General features: G+C 69.5%; 17 protein-coding genes. 12 read left to right on the forward strand and 5 right to left on the reverse strand.

What is annotated here, in order from left to right; genetic code table 11:
* The first annotated feature begins 14 nt into the window (after positions 1–14).
* Genes SK803_RS23340 through SK803_RS23350 form a run of 3 tightly spaced genes read left to right on the forward strand, consistent with a single transcriptional unit; the run spans position 15 to position 3,834 of the window.
* The gene (locus tag SK803_RS23340; protein WP_319968312.1) at positions 15–1,862 is read left to right on the forward strand and encodes an ATP-binding protein; all 1,848 of its coding nucleotides are present in this window, start codon (positions 15–17) and stop codon (positions 1,860–1,862) included.
* Complete coding sequence (locus SK803_RS23345) at positions 1,859–2,998, forward strand: acyl-CoA dehydrogenase family protein (RefSeq protein ID WP_319968190.1); 1,140 nt, start codon at positions 1,859–1,861, stop codon at positions 2,996–2,998. The genes SK803_RS23340 and SK803_RS23345 overlap by 4 nt, the downstream gene beginning before the upstream one ends.
* 23 nt (positions 2,999–3,021) lie before the next feature.
* Positions 3,022–3,834 carry an alpha/beta fold hydrolase gene (locus tag SK803_RS23350; RefSeq protein WP_319968191.1) on the forward strand — a complete coding sequence of 271 codons (813 nt, stop codon included), beginning with the start codon at positions 3,022–3,024 and terminating at the stop codon, positions 3,832–3,834.
* Here SK803_RS23350 and SK803_RS23355 read toward each other — a convergent pair.
* Positions 3,774–4,679, reverse strand: coding sequence for a helix-turn-helix domain-containing protein (locus SK803_RS23355; protein ID WP_319968192.1), 906 nt, complete (start codon positions 4,677–4,679; stop codon positions 3,774–3,776). The two genes, SK803_RS23350 and SK803_RS23355, sit on opposite strands and share 61 nt — an antisense overlap.
* Before the next feature lie 181 nt (positions 4,680–4,860).
* Here SK803_RS23355 and SK803_RS23360 point away from each other — a divergent pair, with 181 nt between their 5' ends.
* From SK803_RS23360 to SK803_RS23395, 8 genes are all read left to right on the forward strand, one after another.
* Positions 4,861–6,021 carry a S8 family peptidase gene (locus SK803_RS23360; protein ID WP_319968193.1) on the forward strand — a complete coding sequence of 387 codons (1,161 nt, stop codon included), beginning with the start codon at positions 4,861–4,863 and terminating at the stop codon, positions 6,019–6,021.
* 74 nt (positions 6,022–6,095) lie between these two features.
* On the forward strand, positions 6,096–7,181 hold the full coding sequence (locus SK803_RS23365; protein WP_319968194.1) for a S8 family peptidase: 1,086 nt from the start codon (positions 6,096–6,098) through the stop codon (positions 7,179–7,181).
* A gap of 109 nt (positions 7,182–7,290) precedes the next feature.
* Positions 7,291–8,469 carry a S8 family peptidase gene (locus SK803_RS23370; RefSeq protein ID WP_406601566.1) on the forward strand — a complete coding sequence of 393 codons (1,179 nt, stop codon included), beginning with the start codon at positions 7,291–7,293 and terminating at the stop codon, positions 8,467–8,469.
* Between the two features lie 73 nt (positions 8,470–8,542).
* Complete coding sequence (locus SK803_RS23375) at positions 8,543–8,896, forward strand: hypothetical protein (protein ID WP_319968196.1); 354 nt, start codon at positions 8,543–8,545, stop codon at positions 8,894–8,896.
* Between the two features lie 66 nt (positions 8,897–8,962).
* Positions 8,963–10,759 (forward strand): aspartate--tRNA ligase, encoded by a 1,797-nt coding sequence (gene aspS / locus SK803_RS23380; protein ID WP_319968197.1) that lies wholly within the window; start codon positions 8,963–8,965, stop codon positions 10,757–10,759.
* Positions 10,760–11,701, forward strand: coding sequence for a DUF389 domain-containing protein (locus SK803_RS23385; protein ID WP_319968198.1), 942 nt, complete (start codon positions 10,760–10,762; stop codon positions 11,699–11,701).
* Between the two features lie 102 nt (positions 11,702–11,803).
* Complete coding sequence (locus tag SK803_RS23390) at positions 11,804–12,997, forward strand: hypothetical protein (protein WP_319968199.1); 1,194 nt, start codon at positions 11,804–11,806, stop codon at positions 12,995–12,997.
* 53 nt (positions 12,998–13,050) lie between these two features.
* Positions 13,051–13,839 carry an SGNH/GDSL hydrolase family protein gene (locus SK803_RS23395; protein WP_319968200.1) on the forward strand — a complete coding sequence of 263 codons (789 nt, stop codon included), beginning with the start codon at positions 13,051–13,053 and terminating at the stop codon, positions 13,837–13,839.
* 12 nt (positions 13,840–13,851) lie between these two features.
* On the opposite strand, the gene SK803_RS23400 is transcribed toward SK803_RS23395, so the two are convergent.
* Genes SK803_RS23400 through SK803_RS23415 form a run of 4 tightly spaced genes read right to left on the reverse strand, consistent with a single transcriptional unit; the run spans position 13,852 to position 19,524 of the window.
* On the reverse strand, positions 13,852–15,675 hold the full coding sequence (locus SK803_RS23400; protein WP_319968201.1) for an ArnT family glycosyltransferase: 1,824 nt from the start codon (positions 15,673–15,675) through the stop codon (positions 13,852–13,854).
* Entirely contained in the window at positions 15,672–17,393 is a 1,722-nt protein-coding gene (locus tag SK803_RS23405; protein WP_319968202.1) for an ArnT family glycosyltransferase, read from the reverse strand. Before SK803_RS23405 ends, SK803_RS23400 begins: the two co-directional genes overlap by 4 nt.
* Before the next feature lie 18 nt (positions 17,394–17,411).
* Entirely contained in the window at positions 17,412–18,821 is a 1,410-nt protein-coding gene (locus tag SK803_RS23410; RefSeq protein WP_319968203.1) for a sensor histidine kinase, read from the reverse strand.
* Complete coding sequence (locus SK803_RS23415) at positions 18,799–19,524, reverse strand: response regulator transcription factor (protein WP_319968204.1); 726 nt, start codon at positions 19,522–19,524, stop codon at positions 18,799–18,801. Before SK803_RS23415 ends, SK803_RS23410 begins: the two co-directional genes overlap by 23 nt.
* A 109-nt stretch (positions 19,525–19,633) precedes the next feature.
* Here SK803_RS23415 and SK803_RS23420 point away from each other — a divergent pair, with 109 nt between their 5' ends.
* Positions 19,634–20,143, forward strand: coding sequence for a hypothetical protein (locus tag SK803_RS23420; RefSeq protein ID WP_319968205.1), 510 nt, complete (start codon positions 19,634–19,636; stop codon positions 20,141–20,143).
* Positions 20,144–20,219 lie beyond the last annotated feature (76 nt).

A 20,219-nucleotide genomic window follows, 5' to 3' on the forward strand; every position in this document is an offset into this window, starting at 1 on the left:
TGATCAAGACCCGATTGATCAAGACGCTGCTGATCGCCAACCGCGGCGAGATCGCCCGCCGGATCATCCGCACCTGCAACGCTTCCGGCATTCGGACCGTGGCGGTGTTCTCCGATCCGGACGCCGATGCGCCGCACGTGCGGGAAGCCGATTTCGCGGTTCGGCTGCCCGGTGCGTCGCCGGCCGAGACCTACCTGCGCGCCGATCTGCTCGTGGAGGCGGCGACCATGGCCGGTGCGGACGCCGTGCACCCCGGCTACGGGTTCCTCAGCGAGAACGCCGATTTCGCGCGAAAGGTCCAGGCCGCGGGCCTGACCTGGGTCGGGCCCGAACCCGACTCGATCGAGTCGATGGGGTCGAAGGTCGCCGCGAAGAAGCGGATGGCCGCCGCGGGTGTGCCGACATTGCCCGAGCTCGATCCGGAGACCGTCACCGAGTTCCCCGTGCTGATCAAGGCATCGGCGGGCGGCGGTGGACGTGGCATGCGGATCGTTCGGGAGAAGGCCGGGTTCGCGGACGCGCTGGCCAGCGCGCGGCGTGAGGCCGAGTCGGCGTTCGGTGACCCCACGGTGTTCTGCGAGCCGTTGCTGGAGCACGCGCGGCACGTCGAGGTGCAGATCCTCGCCGACACGCACGGCACGGTGTGGGCGTTGGGGGAGCGCGAGTGCTCGATCCAGCGCCGGCACCAGAAGATCGTCGAGGAGTCGCCCAGCCCGGCGGTGACCGACGACGTCCGCAAGCGTTTGTTCGCCGCGGCGACGGCGGCGGCGGAGTCGATCGGGTACGTCGGCGCGGGCACCGTCGAGTTCATGCTGAAGGGCGAGGACTTCCACTTCCTGGAGGTCAACACCCGGCTTCAGGTCGAGCACCCGGTGACCGAGCTGGTGCACGGCGTCGACCTGGTCGAGTGGCAGCTCCGGATCGCCGAGGGTGCCGCGTTGCCGGTCGAGGTGCCGGAACCGCGGGGGCACGCCATCGAGGTCCGGCTCTACGCGGAGGACCCGGCGAACGACTGGCGCCCGGCGAGCGGCACGCTGCACCGGTTCCACGTTCCCGGTGACATCAGGCTCGACAGCGGTGTGGAGGACGGCTCGGTCGTCTCCGTGCACTACGACCCGATGCTGGCCAAGGTGATCGCCTGCGCACCGACGCGCAGGGCCGCCGCCCGCAAGCTCGCGACGGCGCTGGAAAGCGCACGGATCCACGGCCTGATCACGAACCGCCAGTTGCTGGTGGACATCCTCGAACACGATGCTTTCCTCAACGGCGACACGCACACCGGGTTCCTGACCGAGCACGACTTCACCCGGACCTTTGACCCGCAACCGTTTGCGCTCGCCGCGGCTCTCGCGCAGGCCGCTGGCCGCAGGATCGGGCACCTGCCGCTCGGCTGGCGGAACGTGCGGTCGCAGCAGCCGAGGGCGAGGTTCCTGTTCGGCGAGGAGCCGGTCGAGGTCGAGTACGACCCCGCGCAGGCCACTCCTGACGTCGTCACCCTGGATCTGGACGGCGTGCGCACGCCGTTCCACGTCGCCCGGTACGGCGATCTGATCGAGGTCGACTCGCCGCGGGGTTCGGTGACGTTGAAGGTCGTGCCGCGGTTCCCCGAGCCGGAGACCAAGCTCGCACCGGGCGCGACCATCGCGCCCATGCCCGGCACGGTCGTGCGGGTCAGCGTCCAGCAGGGCGACCAGGTCGAGGCCGGTGCCGAACTGCTGGTGCTGGAAGCCATGAAGATGGAACACCGCGTGCTCGCCACCAGCGCGGGCACCGTCACCGAACTGCTCGTCGAGAAGGCCCAGCAGGTCAACGCCGGAGACGTCCTGGCCGTAGTGGCCGGGAAGAATGGAGACGAACAGTGAGCTTCGTCGAGTCCGAAGAGCGGATCGCGCTGCGCAAGGCCGTTTCCGAGTTCGGCGCCAAGTTCGGCCACGACTACTTCATCGCCAAGGCCCGCTCGGGGGAGAAGACCACCGAGTTGTGGGAGGAGGCGGGCAAGCTCGGCTACCTCGGCGTGGCCGTGCCGGAGGAGTACGGCGGCGGTGGTGGCGGCATCGGTGACCTCGCGGCGGTGTGCGAGGAACTGGCGGCGGCGGGATGTCCGTTGCTGCTCATGGTCGTCTCGCCGGCGATCTGCGCGACGGTGATCGCGCGGTTCGGCACCGACGAGCAGAAGTCCAAGTGGCTGCCCGGTTTCGCGGACGGCACGCTGAAGATGGCGTTCGCGATCACCGAACCGGACGCGGGCTCCAACTCGCACAAGCTGAAGACCGGCGTCCGGCGGGACGGCGACGACTGGGTCCTCAACGGCGGCAAGACCTACATCTCCGGCATCGACGAGGTCGACGCTGTGCTCGTGGTCGCGATCCAGAAGACCGGGCCGGTGCTGGTGGTCGTCCCGACGACCGCCGAGGGCTTCACCTGGCACGAGATCGAGATGGACCTGGTGGCGCCGGAGAAGCAGTTCACGCTGTTCTTCGACGACGTGCGGCTGCCGTCCGACGCCGTCGTCGGCTCGCCGGACCAGGGGCTGCTGCAGGTGTTCGCCGGCCTCAACCCCGAACGGATCATGGGCGCGAGCATGGCGACCGGTTCGGCCCGGCTGGCGATCAGCAAGGCCGTCGCCTACGCCCAGCAGCGCACGGTCTGGGACAGCCCGATCGGCGCGCACCAGGGCCTCGCGCACCCGCTGGCGAAGATCCACGTCGAGATCGAGCTGGCGCGGTTGATGACGCAGAAGGCGGCCGCGCTGTACGACTCGGGCCGGGACAAGGACGCCGGCGAGGCCGCGAACATGGCCAAGTACGCGGCGGGCGAGGCCATCGCGGCCGCGGTCGACCAGGCGATCCAGACCCATGGCGGCAACGGGCTGACCCGTGAGTACGGGCTGGCGTCGATGCTCGGCATGTCCCGGTTGTCCCGCATCGCGCCCGTGTCGCGGGAGATGGTGCTGAACTTCGTCGCGCAGAACAGCTTGAAACTGCCTCGCTCGTACTGACACCTGCGGGCACACTGCGGGGCATGGGGACCTTCAAGACTTCAGACGGCGTCAGCCTCGCCTACCACGGCCCGTCCGGCCCGGATCCGTTGATCTGCCTGCCGGGCGGGCCGATGCAGGCCTCGTCCTACCTGAACGGCCTGCCGCTCGAACACGTGCTCCGGCTCGACCTGCGCGGCACCGGCGACTCCGAGGAAGCGCCGAAGGAGACCTACCGGGCAGACCGGCAGATCGACGACGTGGAAGCGCTCCGTGAGCACCTCGGTCTCGACCAGCTCAGGCTGCTCGGTCACTCGGCCGGCGCCACCCTCGCGCTTCTCTACGCCGCACGATTCCCGCAGCACGTCAAGGAACTCGTGCTCGTCGCACCCAGCCCGCGCCCGGTCGGCATCGACGTCACCGACGCGGACCGCCGTGAGCTCGCGCTGCAACGCGGTGGCGAACCCTGGTACGCCGAGGCCATCAAGGGGTTCGAGGAGATCTGGGCGGGCAACGTGACGCCAGAGGCGTTCGCGAAGATCAGCCCGTTCTGGCACGGCCGCTGGGACGACGCGGCGCGGGCTCTCGACGATCATCCGCGCAACAGCGAGGCCGCCCAGGAGTACTACGCGGACGGTGTGTTCGATCCCGAGCAGGTTCGGGCGGCGCTCAAGAACCTTGACGTGCCAACGCTTTTGCTCGCGGGCGAAGTCGACGTCGCGCTACCGCCCAAGCGCGCGCAGGAGTACGCGGACCTGTTCCCGCGCGCGCAGTTCGTCGTGCAGCCCGGCGCCGGTCACTTCCCCTGGGTCGACGACCCCGAGGCGTTCGCGGCCGCGGTCCAGCGCATTCCGTAAAGGCCCGGCCCGAAGTCGAGCGCGGCGGCGTGAGCGTAGCCCCACGAGTCCACCGGGGCCGGGCGGGCGCCGCCGAACATTTCCGTTCCCGCCGGGCCGGACGCGAATTGCTCGCACGAAGCGGGAGGGGACTCGGCCGGGAATTTGATCTCCAGCACGTAGTCGTGCACGCGTTCGCCGAACCGCCGGAAATGCGTGTGCTCGACCGTCGGATGTGGATAGATCAATTCGTACTCGATCGCGATCGAGCCGCCGGCGGAGATCGGTTCGTCGAACAACAGCTCCGCGACGAGCACGCCGTTCGTGCGTTCCCTGGCGATCCGGCCGACCCGGCAGGACCGCACGGCGGTCAGCGCGGGCTGCGCCGAACCCGTTTCCTGGCACAGGATCCAGCGGTCCACTCCTGCCGAGGTCGCCTGCATGACCTGGCGGGACCGGACGCCGCGCACACCACCGCAGGACGCGACGTCGACCCGGTCGTGCTGAGCGGTCAGGACCAGCCCGGAACCGTCCCACGGCGCTCGTGCCGACAGCTCCCGCCTGCGCGAACGCCCACGCGGCCGAGGCGGGCCCAGCAGCCGGGACAAAGCCGCCCGCGGTACTCCGAGGACGTCCTCGAGGTGGGCGAGCGCCATCAGCGACTCGGGTCTCTCTGGTCTGCGCCGGCCTGACTGCCAGTAGCTCAGCGCGGTCACGCTGATGGGTGCGCCGCGCACCTTGAGACGGTGCTGCAGCCGTTCCAGACTGAGCCCCCGCACCTGGATCGCGACCCGCAACGCGTCCGCGAACGGACCCGTCACCAAGAGGTCGGCGAGCTCCTCGCGCGGTGGGTAAATCGTCAGCATCCACCCCTCCGTTTCCCGGGGTCAAGCTGGGAAGGCTATCGGCAGCAAAGGGAACGCGGTACAGCCGATCGGCGGTTTCGGGCCGCTGGGAAACCCGGAAAGTTCAGATCTCGGGCCTATTACGCCGCCAATAGTCCCGATTGGGTTCCTGAGCATCCCCTGCGACGAACAGGACTACACAATGCGCAAGACAGCGACCCTGCTCGGCTCGGCGGTCATGATCGCCGCGTTCGCGGCACCGGCCACGGCGGCCGTCGGTGAGATCCGCACGTCTCCCGGCGAGAACATCGCGGGCAGCTTCATCGTCAAGCTCAAGGACAACACGGTCACAGCGAGCGCGCAGACGCTGGGCTCACGGTTCGGTGGCGAGATCGGCTACGTCTACGACGCCGTGTTCAAGGGCTTCTCGGTCAAGATGAGCGACGCCCAGGCCCGCAGACTGGCCGCTGACTCCTCAGTCGAGTACGTGGAGCGCGACCAGGTCGTCAGCATCCAGGCGACCCAGGTCAACCCGCCGTCGTGGGGCCTCGACCGCATCGACCAGCGCAACCTGCCGCTCGACCAGCGCTACACCTACAACACCACCGGTTCCGGCGTGAACGCCTACATCATCGACACCGGTGTCCGCATCACGCACCGCGACTTCGGCGGACGGGCCCGCAACGGCCGTGACTTCGTGGACAACGACGCCGTCGCGCAGGACGGCAACGGGCACGGCACGCACGTCGCGGGCACGGTCGCGGGCGCGCTGCACGGTGTCGCGAAGCAGGCGACCATCCACGCGGTGCGCGTGCTGAACAACTCGGGCTCCGGCACCATCGCCGGTGTCGTCGCCGGCGTGAACTGGGTGGCGGCCAACCACGTCAAGCCGGCCGTGGCGAACATGTCGCTCGGCGGTGGCGCGAACACCTCGCTCGACAACGCGGTGCAGGGCGCCATCACGCGCGGCGTGTCGTTCGCGGTCGCGGCCGGCAACGCCAACACCAACGCGGCGAACACCTCGCCCGCGCGTGTGGCGGCGGCGCTGACCGTCGGCTCGACCGACATCAACGACGCCCGTTCCTCGTTCTCCAACTATGGCGCGGTCGTCGACGTCTTCGCGCCGGGCCGGAACATCACGTCCGCCTGGCACACCAGTGACACGGCCACGAACACCATCTCCGGCACCTCGATGGCGTCGCCGCACGTCGCCGGTGTGGTGGCGCGGTACCTGCAGGGCAACTTCAACGTGACGCCCGCTCAGGTGGCGGCCGCGATCACCTCCAACGCCACCAACGGCAAGGTGACCAACCCCGGCCCGAACACGACGACGAGGCTCCTGCACTGGGCGCCGATCAGCTGATCCCCTGTGAGATGTGCGGCCCCGGCTCCCTGTGAGCCGGGGCCGTTTTCCCTGCAATCGAAAGGAACTTCCCTGTGAGAGCCCTGCTGGGAATCGCCGCCCTGGCGGCAGCGGTCGTGGTCGCTCCGGCGTCCGCGGCCACGTCCTCGTACATCGTCGTGCTCAAAGAGGGCACTCCAGAAAATGTCACAGCATCGTTCGGTGGCACGGTGGAGCACACGTATTCCAGTGTTCTCAACGGTTTCAGCGCTCGGATGACAGCTGCGCAGGTTCGCGCGCTCAAGGCCGACCCGAACGTGTCCTCTGTGGAGCGCGACGGGATCGTGCACGCGAACAGCGTCCAGCTCAACCCGCCCTGGGGGCTGGACCGGATCGATCAGCGCGCGTTGCCGTTGGACCAGCGTTACGAGTACACGAGCACCGGCCGTGGCGTGAACATCTACGTGATCGACACCGGTCTTCGGGTGACGCACGCGGACTTCGGTGGCCGTGCGCGCAACGGGTGGGACACCGTCGACAACGACGCGGTCGCGCAGGACGACAACGGGCACGGCACGCACGTCGCCGGCATCGCCGCGGGCACCAAGTACGGCGTGGCCAAGCAGGCGACCGTGTGGGGTGTGCGGGTGCTGAACGGTTCCGGTTCCGGCACGATCTCCGGTGTCATCGCGGGTGTGGACTGGGTGACGCGCAACGCCGTCAAGCCCGCGGTGGCGAACATGTCGTTGGGCGGCAGTGCTTCCGCGGCTCTGGACACGGCGGTGAAGAAGTCGATCGACTCGGGCGTCTCGTACACGGTCGCCGCCGGTGGCAGCAACACCGACCCGGGAAACTCGTCGCCACAACGGGTTTCGCAGGCGATCTGCGTGGGTGCGCTGACGCAGACCGACACCAAGTCGTCGTCGTCGAACTTCGGGCCGCTGGTGGACATCTGGGCGCCGGGCGTCAGCATTCCCTCTGCCTGGAACACGAGTGACACCGCGACCGCGACGCTGAGCGGATCGTCCATGGCCGCACCGCACGCGGCCGGTGTCGCGGCCCGGTACCTGCAGTTCAACCGTGCCGCCACGCCCGCGCAGGTGGAGCGTGCGCTGGTTACCACGGGCACTCCTGGCACGCCACCCGTCACTCGTATCCTTTACTGGCCGCCTTCCCTGTGAAAGGTCAATTGTTCGATAATGGAAGCGCGTCTTAACCTTTAGGACACCCTTGGCAGGAACCGGATCTCTCCATAGCGTCGAAAGCGTTCGTTCCCCTGCAAAGAACGGAATGCTCACCATGACGCGAAAGATCCGGTTCCTGGCCGGTGCCGGCGCGGCGACCCTCGCCATGTCGGTTCTGATGGTTCCCAACGCCTCCGCCGCGGAAGGCGAGGTGCTCTCCCTCGGCTCGCCCGAGAAGATCGCCGGCAGCTTCATCGTGAAGTTGAAGGAGGGCAAGGGCAACTCGCACGCCCTCGCTTCCCGGTTCGGCGCGAAGGTCGAGCGCGACTACACCAGCTTCGGCGGCTTCAACGTGAAGCTGACGGAGAAGCAGGCCAAGCGCCTCGCCGCCGACCCGTCGGTGGAGTTCGTCGAGGCGGACCAGGTCGTGCACACGCAGGCGACGCAGACGAACCCGCCGTCGTGGGGTCTCGACCGCATCGACCAGCGCAACCTGCCGCTCAACCAGTCGTACAGCTACACCTCGACCGGTTCGGGCGTGACCGCGTACGTCATCGACACCGGCGTGCGCATCAGCCACTCCACTTTCGGTGGCCGCGCTGCCAACGGCCGTGACTTCGTGGACAACGACAACGTTGCCCAGGACGGCAACGGCCACGGCACGCACGTCGCCGGCACCATCGCGGGCTCGCAGTACGGCGTCGCGAAGGCCGCGAAGGTCGTCGCCGTCCGCGTGCTCGACAACAACGGCTCCGGCACCCTCGCCGGTGTCGCGGCGGGCATCGACTGGGTGGGCGCCAACGCCGTCAAGCCGGCTGTCGCCAACCTGTCGCTGGGTGGTGGCGCCAACGCCACTCTGGACACCGCCGTGCGCAACGCGGTCGCCAAGGGCGTGACCTTCGCGGTGGCAGCGGGCAACTCCAACGCCAACGCGTCCGGCTTCTCGCCGGCCCGCGTGACCGAGGCGATCACGGTCGGTTCCACCGACCGCACGGACGCCCGCTCGTCGTTCTCGAACTTCGGCGCGGTGCTGGACATCTTCGCGCCGGGCCGCGACATCACGTCGTCGTGGAGCACCAGCGACACGGCCACCAGCACCATCTCCGGTACGTCGATGGCCACCCCGCACGTCGCGGGCGCCGCGGCCCGTTACCTCTCGACGAACCGCGCGGCGACGCCGGCTCAGGTCGCCTCGTACCTGATCGCGCAGTCGACGCCGTCGAAGGTGACGAACCCTGGCACCGGTTCGCCGAACCGCCTGCTGTACCTCGCGCCGACCGCGTGAGCTAGCCCTGGGTGAGACAGCTCTGTGAGAAGGTCGCGGCTCCGGTCGCGGCCTTTTCCTTATGCTCTGGTCCATGTTGGAGGGCTTGAACTCCGTTGCGTGGCACGAGATCGACCACGCCTACGGCCCCGCGCTGGACACGCCGGGCCACCTGAGGGCGTTGCTGTCCAACGATCCTGAGGTCGTCGCACAGGCCGTCAAGGATCTCGACAGGACGGTCCACGAGGAAGGCGGCTTCGTGTGCCCGGCGGCCACGGCCGTGCTGCCGTTCCTCGTCGAGGTGCTGCCGGTGCTCGAACCCGGTCCGCGAGCCGCGCTGCTGGACATGATCGAGCGCATCGCCGACGACGGGGAGAACGCCGAGCAGGTCGACCCCGGCTGGCCCGCCGCGTGGGCCAGGGCCAGGCCCGCGATCCGCCCTGCCTGAAAATCTGTCGGTGCCTCCAGCTAGCCTTGACGGCAAAGCTGACTTCGTCTACAAGGAGCCACCACCGTGTTGCGCACGCACGAGGCCGGATCACTCCGGGCCGAGCACGCCGGGCAGTCCGTCACCCTCACCGGGTGGGTCGCTCGCAGGCGTGATCACGGCGGTGTCATCTTCATCGACCTCCGCGACGCCTCGGGTGTCGCCCAGGTCGTCTTCCGCGAGGGTGAGATGGCCGAGCGCGCGCACCGGTTGCGCAGCGAGTACGTCATCAAGGTCACCGGCGACGTGAGCAAGCGCCCCGACGGCAGCGAGAACCCCGACCTCGCCACCGGCGCCATCGAGGTCTACGTGACCGACCTCGAGGTGCTCAACGAGGCGGCGCCGCTGCCGTTCCAGGTCGAGAGCGAGATCGAGGTCGGTGAAGAGGCCCGTCTCAAGCACCGCTACCTCGACCTGCGCCGCAGCGGCCCGGCCAAGGCCATCCGGCTGCGCAGCGAGGTCAGCCGGATCGCGCGCGAGGTGCTGCACGGGGAGAAGTTCGTCGAGATCGAGACGCCCACGCTGACCCGCTCCACGCCGGAGGGCGCGCGTGACTTCCTGGTGCCGGCGCGGCTGCGTCCCGGCTCCTGGTACGCGCTGCCGCAGTCGCCGCAGCTGTTCAAGCAGCTGCTGATGGTCGGTGGCCTGGAGCGCTACTACCAGATCGCGCGCTGCTACCGGGACGAGGACTTCCGCGCGGACCGCCAGCCGGAGTTCACCCAGCTCGACATCGAGATGAGCTTCGTCGAGCAGGACGACGTCATCGGGCTGACCGAGAAGCTGCTCGCCGCGATCTGGAAGGAGACGAAGGACGTCGAGCTGCCGTTGCCGTTCCGTCGCATCTCCTACGCCGAGGCGATGGCGAAGTACGGCTCGGACAAGCCGGACCTGCGTTTCGAGCTGGAGCTCACCGAGCTGACCGAGTACTTCAAGGACACGACGTTCCGCGTGTTCCAGGCGCCGTACGTCGGTGCCGTGGTCATGCCGGGTGGCGCCTCTCAGCCGCGCCGCACGCTGGACGCGTGGCAGGAGTTCGCCAAGCAGCGCGGCCACAAGGGTCTCGCGTACGTGCTGGTCCAGGAGGACGGCACGCTGGGCGGCCCGGTCGCCAAGAACCTCACCGACACCGAGCGCGAGGGTCTCGCGAAGGCCGTCGGCGCCAACCCCGGTGACTGCATCTTCTTCGGTGCGGGCGAGGCCAGGGACGCGCGCGCCCTGCTGGGTGCGGCCCGGGTCGAGATCGCGCACCGCGTCGGCCTGATCGACGAGAACGCCTGGGCGTTCGCGTGGGTCGTCGACTTCCCGATGTTCGAGTCCGTCGACAAGCTCGAGGCCGGCGACGTCGCGGTCGGTGGCGGCAACTGGACCGCGCTGCACCACGCGTTCACCTCGCCGACGCCGGAGTGGATCGACAACTTCGAGACCGACCCCGGCAACGCGCTGGCCTACGCCTACGACGTGATCCTCAACGGCAACGAGCTCGGCGGTGGATCGATTCGTATCCACCGCGCGGACGTGCAGCAGCGCGCGTTCGGCGTGATGGGCATCGGTGCCGAGGAGGCGCAGGAGAAGTTCGGCTTCCTGCTCGACGCGTTCAAGTTCGGCGCACCGCCCCACGGCGGCATCGCGCTCGGCTGGGACCGCCTCTGCATGCTGCTCGCGGGGGTCGACTCGATCCGCGAGGTCATCGCGTTCCCGAAGAGCGGCGGCGGCTACGACCCGCTGACCGCGGCTCCGGCGCCGATCACCGCGCAGCAGCGCAAGGAGGCCGGCGTCGACGCCAAGCCTCAGGAGAAGTCGGACAAGTCCGAACAGAAGGCCTGAGTGCTCCGGTTGCGGGTGGTCTGCCCGGCAGACCAGACCGAGGCCGCGCTGAAGATCCTCCGCGACCACGCGGGAGCCACCCACCTGGTGGTCCTGCGTGGCGCGGCGGTCGCTCCGGAAGGCGACCTGATCACGGCGGACGTGGCGCGCGAGGCGGTCGACGAGATCGTCATCGCGCTCTGCGACCTGCACATCGACCACACCGGCGGCGTGACGATCGAAACGATCGACACGTCGCTGTCCGACAGCGCCGACCGCGCCGAGGAGAACGCGCCGGGTGAGGGCTCGGACGTGATCGTGTGGGAGGAGCTGATCGCCAAGTCCGGCGAGGAGTCCCGGCCCAGCGTCACCTTCCAGGCGTTCCTCACCATCGCCTGCCTGCTGGCGGCGGTGGGCGTCGCGACGAACTCGCCGGTCACGATCGTCGGCGCGATGGTCGTCGGCCCGGAGTTCGGGCCGCTCGCCGCGATCGCCGTCGGACTCGTCGCGAAGCGGTGGGACCTGGTCAAACGGGCATCGATCGCGCTGGCTGTCGGGTTTCCGCTGGCCATGGTGATCACATCGGCGCTGACCTGGTTCGGCGAGCTCGGCGGCCTGTTCGACAAGGCCGCGCTGATCAACGGCCACGAGGTCGACTTCGTCTACCAGTTCGGACCGTTCTCACTGATCGTGGCACTGCTGGCGGGCGCGGCGGGCATGCTCTCGATGACGTCGGCGAAGTCGGCGGCGCTGGTCGGCGTGTTCATCTCGGTCACCACCGTTCCGGCGGCCGGGTACGCCGCGCTGGCCGCGGTTCTCGGAGTGTGGGACAGAGTCGGGCCCGCAGTTGCCCAGTTGGGCATCAACTTGATCGGTATTGTCGCCGCGGCCACGCTCGTCCTGTTGATCCGCAGGCGCCGGGCAACGGATGGTGTTTCCACACGTCCACTGTCCAAGGGGTGATCCGGAAACAGCGCGAGCCGTTATCAACGAGTAGTGGTGGTCGCAGCCTGGCCGGATTAGCGTCGGTCCGGCTCACGGACATGGGGAGTAGGGTCGGAGGGGATGAGCGTGGAGATCACCGCGGGCCCTCCCGACACGACTTCACCTGAGATCGCCGAAGCCGTCGAGGCAGCCGAGCGGGTACTGACCAAGCGTTTGGGCGCACAGGTGCGCCTCGCGGACCCCGAGGCTCTCGGGGGTACCGGGCGTTCCGTCGTCATTCGCGTGAGAGTGGCCTCCTCGCCGTTCTCGATGCCCCGCACGCTGGTGGTGAAGCGCTATCCGGCGGCGAGCGGCGACCGCGACCCGTGGGCGCACGAGGCCGTAAGTCACCAGTTGCTCACCGCGCTGCCGTCCGAAGAGCGCGCCACCCCAGAGCTGTTCGCACACGACGCGGCTGCGCGTCTGGTCGTGCTGGAAGACCTTGGCCGTGCGCCGCGCCTGTCGGAGAAGCTGCACGCACCGGACGCGCGCGCCGCGGAACGCGGACTGCTGTCGTGGGCACACGCCATGGGCCGGCTGCACGCCACCACGGCCGGTCGCGACGCCGACTTCGACGCGTTGATGCGCCGGGCCGGTGCGCAGTGCTGCCAGGACCCCATCGCGGTCGACGTGCACGCGGCGATCGTGGGCTTACCGGGGCTGCTCGAGTCCACGCTGGGCGTGGGAACGTCCTCGCAGGCCACCGAGTTCGCCGCCGACGCCGCACGGGCGTTCAGCACCTCACGGCGGCGTGCGTTCAGCCCGTCGACGTCCTGCCCGGACAACCACCTGGTCACCTCGAAGGGTGTCCGGTTCGTCGACTTCGAGGGCGGCTGCGTCCGCGACATCGTGTTCGACGCCGCGGCCCTGCGCGTGCCGTTCCCGTCCTGCTGGTGCGGATGGGGTCTGCCACCGGGCATGTCCGAGGCCATGGTCGCCGCGTGGCGGGCGGAGGTCGGGTCGGTGTGGCCCGAGATGGACGACGACGCGGTGCTCCTGCCGCGGCTGCTGGAGGCCCAGCTGCTGTGGGTGTGGCTCGCGACGTGGCGGGCGCTGTCCAAGCCGATGCCGGTGCCGATGCCGGTGATGACCAACGTTGTCAGCGCGCCACCGCGCAGCGTCGTGCTGGCCGGGCGCTGGGTCCGGTTGCGGTCCGACGCGCTGATCCTGGGCGAGAAGACGGTCGCCTCGCACGCCGACGCGGTGATCGGCGCACTGGCCGACCGCTACGGCGCTGAGGTGCTCGAACTCCCGCTTTACCCAGCATTTCGCTGAACCGTTCCCGCACGGTCATTCCGAGATCACCGGGCCCGCTGATCCTGAGTCGTGTGCTGGTGTTACTCGGTGACTCGACCGCGGTCGGGATCGGCGACCTCGTTCCCGGCGGCTGGCGCGGGTTCGGCCCCATCCTCTCGTCCGCCTACCCGGACAACGGTTACCGCAACTACGCCGTCTCCGGCGCGCGGCTGGCCGACGTCAGACGCACCCAGCTGCCGCAGGCGTTGCGCGAGAAGCCCACCGCCGCGGTCGTCATCGCCGGCGTCAACGACACGCTCCGCTCCGACTTCTCCGCGCGGCGGATGCACGAGGACCTCGACCACGTCTGCCGCGAGCTGACCGCCGCCGGGGTCTCCGTGGTCACCGTGCGGTTCCACGACCAGGGCCGCGTGTTCAAGCTGCCCGGCAAGCTGCGGCGGGTGCTGAAGGACCGCATCGACGAGTACAACCGCGTGATCGACGTCGTGGTCGCGCGACACGGCGTCCGGTGCGTCGACCTGCACACCATGCCCGGCGCCTACGAGCTGGAGACGTGGGCGGTCGACCGGCTGCATCCGTCCGAGCGCGGTCACCGGATGCTCGCCAAGGCGTTCGCGGCGGAGTTGCGCGCGGTCGGGCACGCGGTCGGCGAGGTCAGCCTGGAGTGCTCGGGCGGGCGCGAGCTCACGGTGTGGCACCACGTCGCGTGGCTGATGCTGAAAGGGATTCCGTGGCTGTGGAAGCGGGGCGCGGACCTGCTGCCGTTGCTGTGGATGGACGAGACGTCGGCCGAGAGGTACCCGAACAGCGCAGGGCCGGTGCCGGGAGAGGTGCTTCCCGCCGACACCGGCCTCGCCTGAGAAACGCGGGAGTCAGGCAGCGGCACTCAGGTCGTAGATGGTCTCGCCGCCCGCGGTGACGGCCTTGAAGTTCGCGGTCACCCACTCGCCGATGTCGCTGCTGCCACCGCCGGGGCCACCTCGTCCACCTGCGACGTAGTAGCGCACCCTGCCGTCGGCGACGAGTGCCTTGAACTCGTCGAGGGTGGGCGCGGGATCGCTGCCGTTCCAGCCGCCGATCGCGATGACCGGCCGTCCCGACGACAGCTGCAACGACGCCGCACTCTGCGCGCCGACCGTCGCGGCCGCCCACTGGGTGTCCGTGGTCTTCAGCAACTGCACGACCTCCGTGGACGAAGTGCCCTCGCGCATGCCGCCGCCTTGCTGGGTGCGCGGCCCGGACAGGGGGATCGAGCCGCTGTGCGTGGTGGCGGCGGTGGCGAACGCGTAGCCGGAGGTGCCGAGCAGCGCGGCCACGACCAGTGCGGCGGCGGTCCAGCGGCGGGCGTTCACGCCGAACACCAGCGCGAACACCACGAGCGCGGTGACGGCCAGCAGAACCCAGCGCAGCCAGGGCATCCAGGTCGGCGTGCGGTCGAGCAGGATGTAGCCCCAGACGCCGGTCGCCGCGACCATCGCCGTCAACGCCGTCCGTGCCGGGAAATGTGCCCGGCCGCGCCACAGCTCACGTCCGGAAACACCGACCAGCGCGGCGATTCCCGGTGCCAGCGCGACGGTGTAGTAGGGGTGCGTGATGCCGCTCATGAAGCTGAACACCAGACCGCTGACGAGCGTCCAGCCACCCCAGATCACCAGCGCCGCACGGGTGCGGTCGGTCCGCGGCGCACGACGGCTGAACCACAGCCCGGCGACGAGGCCGATCAACGCCGCGGGCAGCAGCCAGGAGATCTCCGGGCCCATGCTGGCGCCGAACAACCGGCCGATGCCCGTCTCGCCACCGAAACCGATGTTCCCGTTGCCGCCCATGGAGCTGCCACCCGGTCCGCCGCCCGAGTCGCCGAAGATGCGGCCGAGGCCGTTGTAGCCGATCGCCAGTTCCCACAACGAGTTGTTGGTCGACCCGCCGATGTACGGGCGGCTGTCCGCAGGCCACAGCTCGACCAATGCGATGAACCACCCGGCCGAGACGACCACGGCGAGACCGGTGCCGAGCAGGTGCAGCAGCCTGCGCGGCAACGAGGTGGGCGCGGCGATCAGGTAGGCCAGCGCCAGTGCGGGCAGCACGAGGAACGCCTGCAGCATCTTGGTGAGGAACGCGAGACCGATCGCTGTGCCCGCGAGCGCCAGCCACACCGGGCTCGCCTTTTCCAGCGCCCGCACCGTGCAGTACGCGGCCGCGACCATGAGCAGCACCAGCAACGCGTCCGGCAGGTTGAACCGGAACATCAGCGTGGCCACCGGTGTCAGCGCGAGAGCCGCACCGGCGAACAGCGCCGCTCCGGGGCCTGACGTGCGCCTGACCGTCGCGTACAGCAGCGCCACCGCCGCCACACCTTCCAGCGCCTGCGGGGCGAGGACGGTCCAGCTGGAGAAGCCGAACGCCTTGGCGAACAACCCGCTCACCCACAGGAACGCGGGCGGTTTGTCGACGGTGATCGTGTTGCCGGGGTCGAGCGACCCGAACAGCAACGCCTTCCAGCTCTGCGAAGCCGCCTGGGTGGCCGCGGCGTAGAACTCGTTGCCGTAGCCGGACGCCGTGAGGTTCCACAGGTACAGCACGGCGGTACCGGCCAGCAGGCCGAGGAAAGCGATGCGGTGCAACGTTTTCGGGTTCACCTTCCGGCGTTCGGCCGGAGCCGGCGCCGCGGCGGGCGCAGGTGCGAGTGTGGCGGTCATGCTGCGTCCAGTTCGTAGAGGGTGGCACCGGCGACGGTGGTCGCGGTGAAGTTCTCGGCGACCCACGCGGCGATGTCGTGGGCGGCGTCGCTGCCCGTCTCGCCCTGCATCATCCGGCCGGCGGCGACGTAGTAGTGGATCTGTCCACTTCGGACCAGCTCCTGGAACTGCTCCAGGGTCGGCGCGGGATCCGTGCCGTTGAAGCCGCCGAGCGCCATCACCGGCTGTCCGCTGCCGAGCTGGAGTCCCGCCGCGTTGTTGGATCCGATCGTCGCGGCGGCCCAGCGGTACTCGCCCGCGTTGTCCCGCAACAGGGTCACGACCTCGGCGTCCGGTGTCGTCGCGTCGAGCAGGCCGCCGCCCATGCCGCCCATCCGCCCGTTCGACGGGCCCGCGACGGGCAGTGCGCCGGTGTGCGGGGTGGTGACGGTGGCGAACGAGTACGTGGTGGGGCCGAGCAGCGCGGCGACGAGCGCGACCGGGATGGCCCAGCGCATCGACAGCACCAGGCCGACCGCCGCGATCAGCCCCGTCATCAGCACCAGCGCCGCGACAGGGGTGGAGAAGGAGTTGATCAGCACGTAGCACTGCAGCGCGCTCAGTGCGACCGAGCCCGAAAGCACCGCCGCCGCAACGGGTTCGCTGCGGCGTTCCCAGAGTTCGGTGGCCCCGATGCCGGCGACGGCGGCGATCGCAGGTGCCAGCGCCACGGTGTAGTAGGAGTGGATGATCCCGTTCATGAAGCTGAACACCCCGGCGGTGACCACTAGCCAGCCACCCCACAACGCGAGCGCGGTGCGGGCGCGGCCCTTCGTCAGCCACAGTCCAGCGATCAGCAGCACCACCGCGGCCGGCAGCAGCCACGCGATCTGACTGCCCATCTCCGCGCCCAGCAGGCGGCTCCAGCCGGACGAGCCCCAGCCGCGGCCACCGCCGACGCTGCCGACCTCGTCACCGGTGATCCGGCCGAGTCCGTTGTAGCCCAACGCCAGTTCGAGCACGCTGTTCGTCTGCGAGCCGCCGATGTACGGCCGGTCCGGCGTGAGTTCGACGGCGACGATCCACCAGCCGCCCGCGACGATCATCGCGCCGAGTGCGCCGGTCAGATGCAGGATCCGCCTGCCGATCGTCGTCGGTGCGGCGATCAGGTAGACCAGCGCGAACGCGGGCAGCACGAGAAACGCCTGCAGCATCTTGGTGAGGAAGCCGAACCCGACGGCCGCGCCGGCGAGTGCGAGCCAGAACGGGCTGGCCTTCTCGACCGCCCTGGTCACGCAGTAGGCGCCCGCGATCAGCAGCAGGACCAGCAGCGCGTCGGGGTTGTTGAAGCGGAACATCAGCACCGCGACCGGGGTCAGCGCGAGCACGGCACCGGAGATCAGCGCGGCGGCGGGGGAGAACCAGCGGCGCACCGTCGCGTACAGCAGCCACACGCTGCCGACGCCCATCAACGCCTGCGGCACCAGGATGCTCCACGCGTTGACGCCGAACAGCCGGGCGGACAGGCCCATCACCCACACCGAGGCGGGGGTCTTGTCGACGGTGATCGCGTTGGAGGCGTCCGACGAGCCGAAGAACCACGCCTTCCAGCTCGTCGCACCGGCCTGGGCGGCGGCCGAGTAGTAGGCGTTGGCCCAGCCCGAGTCCCCCAGCCGCCACAGGTACAGCGCGCCGGTCGCGATCAGCAGGACCGCCAGCGCCAGGCGTTCTCGTCTCATGGCGACGAGAGTCGCGGCCTAGCCTGGGTCGGTCGTGTGCTCTCGCTGTGAACGACCTGTGTGCAAGGCTGTGACATTCAAAGACACCGTGAAAGTGGTGTGCCCAGGTTCGCTTGCCACGGACACATCTCCGTTGTGCGCGCCGACGACGGCGGACACGATCGACAGGCCCAGTCCGGTGCTGCCCGCCGCGCGCGACCGCGAGCTGTCGCCGCGCGCGAACCGTTCGAACACTTCCAGGCCTTGTGGAATGCCCGGCCCGTCGTCCGTGACGGTCAGATCGACGCGTCCGTTGTGGACGGACAGTCCGGTGGTGATCGTGGTGCCCGGCGGGGTGTGCGCGCGGGCGTTGGACAGCAGGTTGCCGAGCACCTGGTGCAGTCGTTGCACGTCACCGGGAACGACCACGGGGTCGCTCGGCAGTGTGAGTTTCCAGTTGTGGTCGGGACCCGAGATCCGGGCGTCGCCGACCACGTCGAGCACCAGCCGGGAGAGGTCGACGTCCTTGCTCTCCAACGGACGGCCCGCGTCCAGCCTGGCCAGCAGCAGCAGGTCCTCGACCAGCGAGGTCATCCGCAGCGCCTCGGACTCGACCCGGTTCATCGCGTGGGTGACCTCGGGCGGCAGGTCGGCGCCGGTCCGTCTGGTCAGCTCGGCGTACCCGCGGATCGCGGCGAGCGGGGTGCGCAGCTCGTGCGAGGCGTCGGCGACGAACTGCCGGACCCTCGTTTCGCTGTCGTGCCTGGCTTTCAGGGCCTCGTCGACGTGGCCGAGCATCCGGTTCAGGGCGAGGCCGACCTTGCCGACCTCGGTCGCCGGATCGGTGTCCTCCTCCGGCACGCGTTCGGCGAGCGCGACCTCGCCTTCGTGCAACGGCAACTCGGAGACGCGGGTGGCGGTGTCGGCGACCCGGTCCAGCGGCACCAGCGCGCGCCGCACGATCACCCGGCCGGCCAGCGCCACCGCCGCCGCTCCCGCGACGATGAGCCCGGCGAGGATCCAGACCATCTGCCAGACGATGTCCGTGATGGGTGCCAGTGGCATGCCCTTGACCCGCATGCGGTCGGTGAGCACGCGGAACTCGCCCGCCTCACCGAGATCGACCGTGTGCAGGCCGGCGGGGACGGCCTCCAGGGCCGCGATCTGGTCGTCGCTGAGCGGGCGCGGCTGTTGCCAGCCGGGCAGTTCGATCGTGCCGTCGATGGTGCCGCCGGGCCCGATGATCGCGTTGAGACCGGGGGAGGAGTACGGCGAACGGGGCGGCGGTGGCCGGAGGTTCGTGATCTCGCGGTCCAGGTTGCTCATCAGGAACGCGTTCAGCGCGAGCACCGAGATCCCCCCGATCACCAGGCACAGCGCGGTGAGCAGGACGATCTGGCCCGAGACGAGCTTCGCCCGCAGGGTTCTAGGTCGCAGGCTTGAGGACATACCCGGCGCCTCGCATCGTGTGGATCATCGGGGTGCGCCCGGCGTCGATCTTCTTGCGGAGATAGGAGATGTAGAGCTCGACGATGTTCGCCTGGCCGCCGAAGTCGTAGCTCCACACCCGGTCCAGGATCTGCGCCTTGCTCAGCACCCGGCGCGGGTTGCTCATCAGGTAGCGCAGCAGTTCGAACTCCGTCGCTGTCAGGTCGATCGCGGCGCCGCCGCGGTTGACCTCGCGCGTCTCCTCGTTCAACGACAGGTCTCCGATGACCAGGCGGGCGCCCGCGTCCGCGTCGGTCATACCGGTGCGCCGCAGCAGTGCGCGCAGCCGCAGCACGACCTCCTCCAGCGAGAACGGCTTGGTCACGTAGTCGTCGCCGCCCGCGGTCAGCCCGGCGATGCGGTCCTCCACCGCGTCCTTGGCCGTCAGGAACAGCACCGGCAGCGTGGGGAAGTCCGCGCGCATCTTGCGCAGCACCTCGAAACCGTTGAAGTCCGGCAGCATCACGTCGAGCACCACGACGTCCGGCCGGAAGTCGCGCGCGGTCCGCACCGCCGTCTGCCCGTCGAGCGCAGTGCGGACGTCCCACTTCTCCATCCGCAACGCCATCGACATCAGCTCGGCCAGAGTGGACTCGTCGTCCACCACGAGCACCCGCACCGGCTGCCCGTCAGGCCTGCGGAGTTCGGTTTTCATCGCGCGCATGGCTCCCATCGTGAACGCGGATCCTGTGTACCAGCTGTGAGCGGGTCGCACAGCTCAGGCCTACGCCAGGCACAGGTTCGGCACAGGCAGCGCCGACACGGTGGCTGACATGACCGAACAACAGCCCCCGGAGTGGGGCGCACCAGCACCCGCACCCCAGCCCGCGGCACGCCCGGCGTGGACCGCGAAGAAGACAGTCGCCGCCGTGGCCATCGCCGTCGGCATCGCGGCGGCCGGTGGCGTCGCGATCTACGCGGTCAGCGGCACGAACCAGCAGACCGGGACCATGGGCGGCCCCGGTGGCATGGGAGGAGCGCCGGACGGCAACGGCATGCGGCAGGGCGGACCCGGCTTCGGCCTCGGGTCCGGGTCTGCCACGCACGGCGAGTTCCAGACGGGTGAAGTGACGTCGATCAGCGACACGTCCGTGGAGGTGAAGTCGACCGACGGTTACACGAAGACGTACGTGATCGACGCCGACACCGTGGCCGAAGGTGTCGAGAAGGGTGACACGGTGACGGTGATCGCCACCACAGAGGACGGCAAGTCGGTCGCTTCGAGCGTCGTCGAGCCTGGTCAGCGCGGTCAGCAGGGTCAGCAGGCCCCTCCGACGAGGTAGTTACGGGTCAAGTGTGAGTGGTTATGGTCGGGTACATGCCCGACCACAACCGGAGGTGAGCGGTCTGCGCACGTTC

The organism is Lentzea miocenica (assembly GCF_033949945.1).
GTDB lineage: Bacteria > Actinomycetota > Actinomycetes > Mycobacteriales > Pseudonocardiaceae > Lentzea > Lentzea miocenica.